General features: G+C 41.3%; 6 protein-coding genes. 2 read left to right on the forward strand and 4 right to left on the reverse strand.

Features of this window, described 5'->3' with window-relative positions; translation table 11 throughout:
- Nucleotides 1-27 precede the first annotated feature (27 nt).
- Genes R2Q94_RS04660 through R2Q94_RS04675 form a run of 4 tightly spaced genes read right to left on the reverse strand, consistent with a single transcriptional unit; the run spans nt 28 to nt 7,509 of the window.
- The gene (locus R2Q94_RS04660; protein WP_316820279.1) at nt 28-1,629 is read right to left on the reverse strand and encodes a beta-N-acetylhexosaminidase; all 1,602 of its coding nucleotides are present in this window, start codon (nt 1,627-1,629) and stop codon (nt 28-30) included.
- 23 nt (nt 1,630-1,652) lie between these two features.
- Nucleotides 1,653-2,909, reverse strand: coding sequence for a family 16 glycosylhydrolase (locus tag R2Q94_RS04665; RefSeq protein ID WP_316820280.1), 1,257 nt, complete (start codon nt 2,907-2,909; stop codon nt 1,653-1,655).
- Nucleotides 2,910-2,948: 39 nt separating this feature from the next.
- Nucleotides 2,949-4,457, reverse strand: coding sequence for a RagB/SusD family nutrient uptake outer membrane protein (locus R2Q94_RS04670; RefSeq protein ID WP_316820281.1), 1,509 nt, complete (start codon nt 4,455-4,457; stop codon nt 2,949-2,951).
- 49 nt (nt 4,458-4,506) lie between these two features.
- Nucleotides 4,507-7,509 (reverse strand): TonB-dependent receptor, encoded by a 3,003-nt coding sequence (locus R2Q94_RS04675; protein ID WP_316820282.1) that lies wholly within the window; start codon nt 7,507-7,509, stop codon nt 4,507-4,509.
- Between the two features lie 299 nt (nt 7,510-7,808).
- On the opposite strand from R2Q94_RS04675, the gene R2Q94_RS04680 reads away from it, so the two are divergent.
- Together R2Q94_RS04680 and R2Q94_RS04685 are read left to right on the forward strand one after the other, a co-directional pair.
- Nucleotides 7,809-11,858 (forward strand): two-component regulator propeller domain-containing protein, encoded by a 4,050-nt coding sequence (locus R2Q94_RS04680; RefSeq protein WP_316820283.1) that lies wholly within the window; start codon nt 7,809-7,811, stop codon nt 11,856-11,858.
- A 549-nt stretch (nt 11,859-12,407) separates the two neighbouring features.
- Entirely contained in the window at nt 12,408-12,809 is a 402-nt protein-coding gene (locus tag R2Q94_RS04685) for a YbbC/YhhH family protein (RefSeq protein WP_316820284.1), read from the forward strand.
- Nucleotides 12,810-12,914 lie beyond the last annotated feature (105 nt).

Below are 12,914 nucleotides of genomic sequence, written 5' to 3' on the forward strand. Positions count from 1 at the left end.
GATGCTACGATCGGGCGCTTTCATTTTTTACCTGGTTTCAGCCGGTACATCAATTGGTATGTGATGATAATTTACCTGCCAAAGCTGATAGCGCTCAAACTGCTGTTTCAAACGCTTTTGAAAATCATCCCAGTTTCTGTTTTCCTTGCTGCTCCATACCACCTCACTTAAGGCAGACATCCTCGGAAAGATCATGTATTCTATTTTTGAGGGATTATTCATATACTCCGTCCATACATTTGCCTGTGCGCCAAGAATGTATTTACCTGACTCCAAAGGAAGATCCGCTGGAATAGGCTCATAGCTGTACACTTTTTGTAAAGTAGTGGTGCCAGGCATGGTTAATGAATCTCTTTTTATAGATGGGGCATAATCAAAATACATATAATTGCCTGGGGTCATGATTGCATAATGATGTTGTTTTGCGGCTTCAATACCTCCAGCTTCACCACGCCAGCTCATTACCGTCGCGTTTGGCGCCAGTCCACCTTCCAAAATTTCATCCCATCCGATAATACTTTTTCCTTTCTTATTGATGTATTTCTCCATGCGCTGAACAAAATAGCTTTGTAACTCATGCTCATCCTTTAGCTGATGGTCTTTCATCCGTTGTTGACATTTCGGGCATTTCTTCCAGCTGGTTTTCGGACATTCGTCACCACCGATATGAATGTATCTGGCTGGGAAAAGCGCAACCACTTCATCGATTACATCCTGAAAGAAAGTAAAAGTCTGCTCATTTCCTGCACAGAAAACATCGTCAAAAACACCCCATGTTTCCTGAACTTTGTATGGGCCTCCGGTACATCCTAAATAGCTGTAGGCGGTTAATGCTGCTGAAGCATGGCCGGGCATTTCAATTTCCGGAATGACGGTGATGTAACGATCAGTCGCATATTTAACGACCTCTTTGATCTCTTCCTGCGTATAAAACCCTCCATGAGGGATATTCGTATTTCCATTACCTGGCAGGAAACCTGTGATGGTTCCTTTCCGCATTGATCCCAGTTCAGTAAGCTTTGGATATTTTTTAATCTCAATTCTCCAACCCTGATCGTCTGTCAGGTGCCAATGAAAATAATTCATTTTGTGAAGCGCCAGGTAATCAATATATTTTTTTACAAAAGATACCGGAGAAAAATGTCTGGCAACATCCAGGTGCATCCCGCGGTACTGGAAACGGGGTTCATCCCTGATTTGTACAAAAGGAATTTCCATGGTTTTTCCCTTAGCGGTCGGGTCTAACAATTGAATGAAAGTCTGTATGCCATAAAAGATACCCTCCTCAGTTTCGGCTGTAATGAAAACACCTTCATTCTTAACCTGAAGTGCGTAGTTACCGGGATTGCTGCTTGTTTTATTGCTTAAACTAAGGTAGATACCTTTTATTGCAGCAGCCTTGCTTTGCTTCAAACTAAAGCCATAAAACCTGCTTAAATAACCATTCAGAAAAGATGCTGATTTCTGGAGGCTCTGCTGCTTAAAGACTATGGGGGTTTTGTCAGTCAGGTTAAAAGACCCGCTGGAAGTACTGTTGACTTCCAGGGGTTTAGGGATGATGTTGAATTGGGCATGAAGTTCTGCTTTTAACAGCAGTAATGTAAAAATGCAAAGAAAGAACTTGTTCATTTGTGTGAGTGTTTGCAATAGAATTATAATTTGTTAAAGTAAAAGTCATCGCCATAAGCAGTACCGGCAACCGGTTTATACATATAAACGGTCACAGAAGAATTGGTAGATCCGGTAGTAAAAGTAACCGAGGAATTGGTATAGCTGGTATTGGTAATGGCTGTATTTACGGCAGCGCCACCATAGTTTTTAACACCGAACATCGCAGATTCCCCAGCGGTGCTTACTCTTGCGTATCCACCAAAAACGTAGGTCGTATTTGGACTCAGACCGGTAATCACCTGCTCTAATGAAGTCTCGCCACCTTGCTGTCTGATTGCTTTTGTACCAGTTCTGAAATTAGTGGTCACCACAGCGGTATTCCCTGCCGGATTCCAGGCGCCCCATGGCGATAATGCCGTTTCCTCGAAACCTGGATTACCCAATACTGGTATTTCCTTGTACACCCTGATATAATCTACATTCATATTAAAAGGGAGGTCTGCATTGGTAATTGCTCCGGGCCATCCTGCACCGCCCGACTGATTTAAAATCAGATAAAATGGCTTGTCGAATGGCCATTGGGCGGAGGTGGCACCAGCTGCTCTGTTATAGGTGTACTGTAAGACATTGTTGACATAAAACTGAACGGCTGTAGGGCTCCAGGTGATGCCATAGATGTTATAATCGGCAGTGTTATAGGCGGTAGTTTTAGTAGCAGAACTTCCGCCGGATGAACCGGTCACGCTACCGTTGTGAATGGTTTGGTGTACGGAGTTCTCATAATTTACATGCTCCATGATGTCGATCTCACCACTATTTGGCCAGTCGCCATAAGCTACAGGTGTTTCTGGCATCATCCAGATGGCAGGCCAGGACCCTTGTCCTTGTTTAAACTTGGCCCTGACTTCTACTTTTCCATATAAAAAGCTGAATTTGCCAGAAGTCTGAATTCCTCCTGAATGGTAGGGTACCGGATCTCCTGGGATGACTGCATTGTCCATTTTCAATACCAGATCGGTTCCATTCTGGGCGACATAATCTGTGCTGGAGGTCAGGTATTTTGCCCATGCCGGCGACCATCGTGGGCTATACGTCCATTTACTACTATCGAAAGTCCCTGTGGTATTAAATTCATCAGAGAAAACAAGTTCCCATGAGGAACTCAGTGTACTGGCGGATTGGCCAACTGCAGCATTTGCCTGGATTTTCAGGGCGGCCTGGTCAGGACCTGTTTGCAGGGCTTTTGAGCAAGAAAACAAGAGGATGGAACTGCCCATCAGCAGAGTCATAATTTTCATAATTTTGTGTTTAGGGAGGTTAATTATGGATTGGGTTAATTATTTAATGATAGGTAAAGGGGACCAGTAAAATTCATGTGTGGCATCATTTGGTATCCCTTTTAACGGCAGTTCTGAAGGATCGCGATCTGCGGCAGCTTTAGCTACCGTTTCTGTTCTGATCAGGTCAAACCATCTTGCTGTAGGTTCAGGGCCTGCAAATTCCCAGCCTTTTTCTGCAAGCACTGCATTTCTGAAATCAGCCTGATTTAAACCTTTAGCCAATTCAGCTAATCCAGCTCTGTTTCTGACTTCATTGATGGCCTGGTAAGCGCTCTCCTCTGGTCCGCCGCCCGACATTGCTTTTGCTTCTGCATAGGTTAGGAGTACTTCTGCATAACGAATCATATAAACGGTTGCGCTTCCCCACCAATCGTTCATTTTATGAGTAACCGGATCATAGGACTCGTCATCTCTGTATTTTAGGAAATAAGGGTGTTTGTGGGTCAGTTTTGTATAGTCCACTGCTTTAGCAGGGTCATTACCCAGGAAGTAAACCATTTGGTAAGTGGCATCTTTTCTTGGACCTGCAGGAAATTTGTTGTAAAATGCAATCTCCCCGAAAGCTTCATCCCAGCCACCTTCTTCAGCAGGAGCAAAGTTAGGAGGTCCCATCTGACTGCCGTTACCCCAGTTGTCTCCGTAATCCCATATACTTGGCATATTCTTATTGTAGTAGCAGGCAAAAACAGCTTCTTTATTCAACCTGGAATCTTTATCCCAAAGTTCAGCATAGCCATTTACCAATCCATAACCCCAGGTTGCTTTACCATCAATTACTTCTTTGGCTTTTTTAGCGGCGAGCTCATATTTATCAGTTTGTTTCAATGGCCAGCCTGCCATGGTCAGGTAAACATTGGCCAGCAAAGCTTTCGCCGAACCTCTTGTTGGCAGGATATCCGTACTGCCTTGTCTTCTTGGAGCTGTCCATGCATCTGGAAGCATCGTCTCCGCTTTTTGGAGATCTGAGATCAGTACCTCATATATTTCCTGTGGAGTAGCATTGCCTTTAGGCTCCAGACTTGCCTGTAAGGGCATGGGCACCGCACCCCAGGTACGGGTCAGGAAAAAATAGGACATGGCGCGGTAAAAATAGCCAACACCAGCCGCATTGTTCCGTTGCAGTTCGCTCGCATCCGTTGCTTTTGGATAATTCTCAATCAGGGAATTGGAAGATTTGATGGTTTTATAGAAATAGTTCCACCAGATGACCATCCTGTCGTTGGAAGAATTGGCCTGAAAGGTGTCAAAATTAGAGAAGCCCATTTTATTTCCTCCGGCATGGGTCGTAATGTCATCACTGCCAAAAGTAGTGGCCAGTCCACCGGTTTGATTCCAGGCCAGATTATAGGTTAAAGCAATACCAAGGGTGGCTGAGTTCAGGTCTTCGGCGGTCTTGTAAAAGGTTTGCGGAGTAATGCTCCCTTTAGGATCTTCCTTTAAGAAATCTTTCTTGCAGGAGGAGACAAACAGGGTAGGTATCAGGAGGGTAATCAGGTATTTTTTCATTTTATTCGTTTTAAATTTGTAAGGCCATGTCAGGCTCAAAAAACTGATGCTACAAGCTGAGGTTCAGTATGATGGTGAATGTTTTTGGCGAAGGGTAGGCGCCTAAATCAATGCCTGCATCGGCATCACTATTGGCATTGGTGGAAGTCGCCTCTGGGTCAAATCCTTTATATTTTGTAATGGTAAATAAGTTTTGACCGCTTACCGTAAGTTTAGCATTACCATATTTCAGCATGCTTTTAGGGAATTTATAGGATAAGCTGATGTTCTTTAATCGGGCATAACCTGCATTTTGTAGAAACTGAGTAGACTCAATGTATTCTTTGGCTTTACTTGCCGGATTTGCCCATAGAGATCCTGTATTTTGAGGTGTCCAATAGTTGGCTGCCGCAGCAAGGGTCGGGTAGGCTACATCACTGCTGGCAATTGCTGCCGCTGCATAGGTGGCATTGAATACTTTGTGCCCATAAGCACCTTGAACAAATACATTGAATTCAAAAGCCTTATAATTGAAATTGTTGTTAAAGCCCCATTGTACTTTTGGTGTGGCATTTCCGGCAATGACCATATCTTCATATCCGATCACGTTATTTCCACTCACATCCTTGTATTTGTAGTCACCGGCTTTATGGCCATCAACGTCTGTTTGGTAAACACCTTCCCATGGAATCAGGTAAAATGAACCTAATGGTTGTCCTACCTGAATGACCTGGATATCAGAATTAATTAAACCACCACCGATACGGGCGCGCTTAATCATGGTTTGATTGCCAAGGCTGACTACCTTATTCTTATTAAGGGCAGCATTAAAGCTGGTGTTCCATTTGAAATCGGTCTGGTCAATGGCATTGAAATCTATCAGAAATTCAAAACCTTTATTGTTCACTGAACCGATATTTTTCAAGAGCTGACCACCTCCCAGGTAATTGTCGATCTGGGTAAAGAGCAGCATGTCGGTCGTGTTTTTGTTGTAATAATCAGCGGTAACATTCAACCGTCTGTTGAAAAAGCTCATGTCCAGTCCGATATCCGTTTGTTTCGTCGTTTCCCATTTGATATCAGGTGTATTTGGATTGCCAAGGGTATATCCCTGGAAAGAAGTAGTGCTGCCATAAGAATAATTTACCGGGCTCAATAAGCCGAGTGTACTGTATGGACCGATAGACTGGTTACCGGTTACACCCCAACCTGCTCTAAGTTTAAGCGCAGAAAAGACATTCAGTTTTTTGATAAAGGCCTCTTCAGACATATTCCAGCCCAGACTTGCAGATGGGAAATTACTCCATTTATTGTCGCCTTGAAATTTCGAAGATCCATCTCTTCTGATGGTCACTGTAGCCAGGTATTTGCTGTTGTAACTGTAGGCGGCTCTAGCCATAAATGACAGGATAGACCATTGGGAGTATCCTGAAGAAATACTTTGTGCCGTATTGAGACCTAAATTGTAATAACCATTAGAGGTGGTACTCAAACCAGATCCATTTGCACTGAAACTATTGGACGTGTTTTGGGTGCTTTCTTCAACAGCAGTGACCGTTAAATCATGTTTTTCATTGATGAGCTTATGGAAGGTCAGCACGTTACTATTCTGGAAGTTATAGTTTTCAGAAGATGTTTGTGCGGATTTCATATTGCCTGGCGAGATCCAATTGTTGGAAAGAGAGGCTGCTTTCGACAGGTTAAGGTCTAAGCCAACAGTGGAAGTAAAGCTCAGCCAGTCGGTAATGTTGTACTTCAGGTGACTATTCAGCATCGCAACATTGGCAAACACATTATTGTCGCTTTCCATGCTGGTCATATATGGATTTGGCCAGATAGGGGATATCCCGGTACGGTTGTATTGTTTGGTCGCCTCGTCATCGTAAACAGATTCTGTAGGTGCCCAGGCGATAGAAGCCATCACCGGATTTGCTTTTGAGGTTTGAACGCCGTTGTTTTTTGAATTGATGCGTTGCGCAAAAAGGTTTACGCCTAAGCTGACCTTACTACTTAATTTGGCTTCCAGATTTGAGCGAAGTCCAAATTTCTTTTGGTTGGTATTGACTAATAATCCATCCTGGTCCGTATAGAAACCGGAAACATAATACTTCAGGTTTTCATTTCCTCCATCTACAGAGAGCTGGTGATTTTGGGTAATGGCATTTTTAAAAAGCAGACTTTGCCAGTCTGTAGTTTTACCTGCATAGGATTCCGGATTGGCAATTACGGTAGTTCCGGCAGAAAGATTGGCCATGTTTGCGTAAGTCACCGCATCCATCAGTTCATATCTTTTCATTGGGCTGTTGAAGCTGAGGAAGCTGTTATAAGCGACCCTTACTGCTCCTGATTTTCCGCTTTTTGTAGTGATGATGATTACACCGTTTGCACCTCTTGACCCATAAACAGCGGTAGCAGAGGCGTCTTTTAAGACATCCATAGATTCAATGTCATTTACATTGAGGTCTTGTATGCCGATACTGCCGAGGGCCAAACCATCTACAATGTATAAAGGCTCATTGCTGCCACTTACAGAATTGGCTCCCCTGATCCTGATTTTTGCTTGTCCGCCCGGAGCGCCAGAGCTTTGGGTAACCGAAACCCCTGCAACCCTTCCTTGTAATGCGGCAGAGGCATTGATCACCGGCTGGTCTTTATAAGCATCGGCTTTTAAGGTGGAAACAGATCCAGTAAGGTCTTTACGTTTTTGTGTACCATACCCAATTACGGCAACTGCCTCCAGGGTTTTAACATCAGACTCTAAATCTACGTTAAGCGATTTTTGGTTGTTTACAGGGACCTGCTTTTCTTTCATGCCTACATAATTGAATATAAGCGTAGCATCTAAAGGCGCATTGATTGAAAATTTACCTTCAGGATTTGTTTGTGTGGATATGGAGCCTCCTTTTATCCTTACGACTACCCCGGGTAAAGGGGCGCCTTCATTGGTTACTTTCCCGGTGATGACCTGTTGGGCAAAAGTGGTAAACCCAGAAAAAACAATGAGCAGGAGTAGCATCAGCCGGAGCATGAGCGGGTGTTTAAAAGGAGAAAGATGGGGTATTCGATTGGTCATAATTAATGGTGATTTGGTTTGTTTTTTTCTATTTAGCATTAAAGAATTTTTGTTCCGCCTGAATCGCAATCCGGTCAGAATAATACAGCGCCTGAGGAGTCCTGTGTTTTTATAATATTTGGTTTAGGTTAAGTTTGCGATGGTAAGATGTGGTGAATCGCATCGCTAAGATATATAGGAATCGTAGGCAGGAAAGGGGGTGAAGTAGTTAAAAAAGGGGGGTAAATTGAGTATTCCTCATTCCAGAAAGCCAAATAATTCCTACATTCAGCGATACATATCAATACCAAATACCCAACATGTTCATTCAGCTTAAGCGTTTTGCAATAACTGTTTCCTTATTATGGATTACATCACCATTGTATGCAATAGATTTTTCATCTGTATTTTATTTGGGGATTGAGCATGGCCTTTCCAACAACGAGGTGAACTGCATTTTTCAGAGCAGGAATGGTTTCATGTGGTTTGGTACTTTTGATGGATTAAACCGATATGATGGTTATAATTTCAAAATTTTCCGGAAAAAGCTGGATGATAAAAACGCGCTGGTCAACAATAGGATCCAGTGTATCGCGGAAGATGCAGCTGCGAACCTATGGATAGGAACTATGGGAGGCGTGTCCATCTATCATTCCGCACAGGAGAAATTTACGACACTTTACCTTAATACCTTTTCAAAAGCAGGAAGACAAAGGGTCGACAATACGACGGTGTTGAAAAAAGACCTCAACGATGATATGCTGATTGGTACTGCTAAAGATGGTCTGCTGGTTTACATCAAAGAAACCGGTAAGACCATTCAGATTCCATTGCGTTCTTCTTCCGCCGACCGAATTTCGTATCAGGTGACTGCTATTGAAATTGATCAAAAAAATCAGGTATGGTTGTTTATTGATGGTATAGGATTATGCAAATACGACAGAAACAGCCATACTGTTGTGATCCTGAACAACACTTTAAAACATGCTTCCTCGGTTAAAGCCGATGGATCAGGAAATCTATGGTTAGGAACTACTTCTGGAATTTATAGTTATGTGGTAACTACAGGAAAGTTTTCATTTAAGGCATTGCCCCGGGCAGTAACCAGTTTATATGTGGAGCAGCCTGATCGCCTTTGCATCAGCACAGACGGTGGAGGGATCTTTATCATGAACATCAATGATGAGCAGATCAGGCACCCTTTAACCATGAATGGGGAAGAGGTCTTTACCAGCACCGCCATAAAGGGGATGTTAAAAGACACCAAAGGCCGGGTTTGGGTGGCTACTTTAAGAGGAGGGATCAACATCATCGACGACCAGAGGTACCGCTTTAAAACGCTTAGTCCGGGGCCATTGCAAAGAAATGAATACCATAACTATTTTATTTCCTCCTTCGCAGAAGATGCTTCAAACCAGCTGTGGATAGGAACGGATGGGAATGGCCTGAATCGTTGGGACCGCAGTAAGAATCAATATGTAAACTATAAAAAAGAGGGCAATAGTGGTTTAAGCAGTAACAACATTACCACCATTTTAAATGACCACCAAAATACCATTTGGGTTGCAACCTGGGGTGGTGGTATTCATCGGTTTAATAAATCAACAGCGAGTTTTGAGCATTTTAGCTGTATTCATCCTGCCAATGGTTCAGAATTTAAGAACGTATGGAAATTATATGAGGATGCCTCGAAAACGCTTTGGGCCAGTACTTTTGATAATGGAGGTTTATATCGGTTTAATCAGGTGCTTAAGCGTTTTGAACTCTTTGATGATAACATTGGGAATGTACTTTGTTTCCTGGAGGACAGTAAAGGCAATTTATGGGCGGGTACAGACAATAAACTGATTCTTGTGGACAGAAGAACCAAAAAACATCTCGTTTATCATATAGGGCATCGGCTGAGGTCTATTCTGGAGGATAAAGACCATACCCTATGGCTGGGAACAGAAGGTGGAGGTTTATTTTTACTAAACACCTTCAATAGAAAATACAAGCGGTTTACGGAAAAAGATGGCTTGCCAAATAATGCGGTATTGAATGTTTTGCGGGATAATGAAGGTAAACTCTGGTTGAGTACCTTTTCCGGCCTTTCAAAATTCAATCCTCAGGATAAAAAGTTCCATAACTTCTTTGCATCAGATGGATTGCAAAGTAACCAGTTCAGCTATCTGGCCGCAACCAAATTAAAATCAGGAGAACTGATGTTTGGAGGGATCAAAGGTTTTAATTTGTTTTCACCGGAAAAAATAAGCTTCTCTAAGGATAAGCAGCAGGTTTTGCTGACTGCAGTAAATATTGATGACGTCCCCTTAAGTGATAGTCTAAATGCTGACTTTATCAAAAAAAGAACAGCGGGAGGAATTGAAAAGCTAGTGATACCATATCATAAGGCTTCCTTGTCATTCGACTACATCTCGCTGGAATACTCCAAACCAGATAAAATCAATTATGCCTATTTTCTTGAAGGTTGGGACAACAACTGGGTGAATGCCGGCAAAGTTAGAACTGCAAACTATAGCAGGCTAAAAGAGGGGGCTTATACCCTGCATATCAAAGCAAGTAACAGTGAAGGAGAATGGGGAGCAGAGAGATTGGTCAATATTGTGGTCTTACCGCCATGGCAACGTACCTGGTGGGCATACGGTCTTTATGCTGTGGTCATTTGTGGACTTATTTATGTTTACATCAGGTATAAACGAGAACAGATTGATCTTTCCTATAAGGTACGCCTGGCGCAAATTGAAACTGAAAAAGAAAAAGAACTCAATGAAAAGAAACTTTCCTTTTTTACCAATATTACCCATGAATTAAGAACGCCGCTGACCTTGATCGTTAACCCTGTTAAAGAGTTGATCGGTAGAACTGAAGATACCTTAAAACAGGAATTGAACATCATTTATAGAAATGCGAGTAGACTACTGACTTTAGTAGATCAATTGATGCTTTTCAGGACTACAGATCAGGAAAGTACTAAGATTCAGATCGATGAATTGAACTTATACCAGTTGTGTAAAGATACTTATGAAAGTTACCTAAAGATTGCTTTAAGTAAGCATATCCGCTATGAATTTGAATGTGAAAATCAGGAATTGAAGATTTTTGGGGATTATGAGAAGCTGGAGATCATCTTTTTCAATTTGCTTTCCAATGCCTTTAAGTTTACCCCTCCAAATGGTCATATTCTGTTTAAGGTGCAGGAGCATGATTCTGAGGTGGAAGTTTTCATTAATGATACGGGCTGTGGAATCAATGAAAACGTAAAGAATAAACTGTTTGATAAGTATTATAAGGAAAAAGACAATACCAGGAACAAGGAGATTGGTTTTGGTATTGGATTGTACCTTGCCAAGCAATTTATTGATTGCCATAAGGGGGAACTTAGCTATTCCAGTGCTCCGAATGTTGGGACCTCTTTTCATATGAAACTGAATAAAGGTTTGTGGTTTGACGCCTCCATTAAGGCCGAAATGCAGCCCAATAAATTAGTCGGTAGGGCAGAGCAGATCCCTGAAGAAGTAATTGCTCCCCATCCGGTAATTAATACCCTGGAGATCACAGAAAAACGATCTATACTCATCGTTGATGATCATGTTGAACTTAGGCAATACCTGAGGCGGATCTTCGAAAAACAGTTTGTAATTTATGAAGCTGAAAATGGCAATCATGGGTTTGAACTGGCACAAAAGCACTTACCCGATATAATGATTAGTGATGTACTCATGGAGGAAGGAAATGGTGTGGAACTTTGCAAGAAAATAAAAAGTGACCCTGCGCTGAACCATATTCCTGTGATTCTTTTAACTGGACTTAGCTCTTTGGATAGTAAGTTGAAGGGGATTGAAAGCGGGGCAGACGATTACATCATTAAGCCTTTCGATAAGGAGCTTTTGCTGGCCAAAGTAAACGTTGTTTTAGACAATAGGGATGCCTTACATCAATATTTCAGAGATAACATTACCCTTCGCAATAACGACCATAAAATATCTGCGACTTACAAAGACTTTCTGGAGAAATGTATCCGCATTATAGAGGAGAATCTAAATAATGAAGATTTTAATGCGCAATTTCTGGCCAGTTCTTGTAACTTAAGCTATTCTATCCTCTATAAAAAAGTAAAGTCAATTTCCGGGCTGTCATTAAATGTATTTATTAGGTCGATACGTTTGCGTAAAGCTGCGTTGCTCATGTTGAGCACCAATACCAATATCAATGAAGCTGCGTTTAAGGTGGGCATTTATGACATCAAGTTCTTTAGGATGCAGTTTAAAAAGCTTTATGGGATGAATCCCTCGGATTATATTAAGAAATACCGCAATTCTTTTAGCAAGGAGTTCAATTTGATAAAGCAGCAGGATGTTTTGGTGTAAGATCTTTAAGTAAAAATGATGTCTTTCGCTGTTGACTAGTTTAATCGTATAAAAGCCTGTACATTCTATTCAATTCATTAGATTGAATATTAAACTATGTGTAACCATCCATGAGAATTGGACTGCTTTTACGGTATCGGGTGAGTTATAACATACAATGCCCATATTGGTCCCGGCGTACAGAATAATAAAGTCAATACTCTCCACTTAAGTATTTTACCAGAAAACAATGCCTTACTCCTTTTTATCGAAATTACAATAGCCGTGATTATGGCAATTAACCATAATAACGGCATTTCCATAAATATAAAATACATTCCAGCACCAGTTCCTCCTGGCTGGCCCGATGCATTGGAATATAACATCAGAGTAAAAAGATTAGCTATTGTAGCAACGGTAAATAAAGGCAGCAACTTATTCATATTTCATTCTATTGATTTTTGAATTTTTTACCGAAAGTAAAAACATATATTACATGCAAAGTGATTGATCGATGATTAATTATCGAGATTCCATCTGCAAATTGATTACTATAAAAGCTTAAAGATTATGTTTTCAGAGAAGCGAACTATTTACTTTCTATTACTTTCAATTGTTCTAATTTATAGTTGTAGAGTAGGCATAAGTGATGATGACAGCTTAAAGTTAGGAAAAACACACGCTATAGAAGAATTAAAAAAGGCACTTAATGATAAAGAAGAACCAAATTACCTGGATCATAAACAGATCCTAATCAAAGATAGTTTAACTGCCATCAAAATAGCTGAACCCATCCTTTTTGGAATCTATGGTGAAAATAACATTAGCGCCCAGCGTCCTTATGAGGTTTACTTAATTGGCAATTATTGGGTTTTAAACGGGACACTCGCTAAAGACAAATTAGGTGGAACGTTTCTTATTATCATAAACTCAATGGATAGCAAAGTGCTAAAAATCATACATGGTAAGTAGATAGGAATGAGGTTATTGATCAGCAAATTGTAGAATATTGATAGAAGATTATGAATCTTATTGAATTGTGCCAGGATATTCGGAAAATGAAGAAAAACAATCCGG

The sequence above is a fragment of the Pedobacter gandavensis genome (assembly GCF_032678465.1).
GTDB lineage: Bacteria > Bacteroidota > Bacteroidia > Sphingobacteriales > Sphingobacteriaceae > Pedobacter > Pedobacter gandavensis_B.

What these genes read in the sequence shown, in the direction of transcription:
- R2Q94_RS04665 (WP_316820280.1), bottom strand. Translation starts at nt 2,909, where the DNA reads ATGAAAATTATGACTCTGCTGATGGGCAGTTCCATCCTCTTGTTTTCT.
- R2Q94_RS04675 (WP_316820282.1), bottom strand. Translation starts at nt 7,509, where the DNA reads ATGACCAATCGAATACCCCATCTTTCTCCTTTTAAACACCCGCTCATG.
- R2Q94_RS04685 (WP_316820284.1), top strand. Translation starts at nt 12,408, where the DNA reads ATGTTTTCAGAGAAGCGAACTATTTACTTTCTATTACTTTCAATTGTT.
- R2Q94_RS04680 (WP_316820283.1), top strand. Translation starts at nt 7,809, where the DNA reads ATGTTCATTCAGCTTAAGCGTTTTGCAATAACTGTTTCCTTATTATGG.
- R2Q94_RS04670 (WP_316820281.1), bottom strand. Translation starts at nt 4,457, where the DNA reads ATGAAAAAATACCTGATTACCCTCCTGATACCTACCCTGTTTGTCTCC.
- R2Q94_RS04660 (WP_316820279.1), bottom strand. Translation starts at nt 1,629, where the DNA reads ATGAACAAGTTCTTTCTTTGCATTTTTACATTACTGCTGTTAAAAGCA.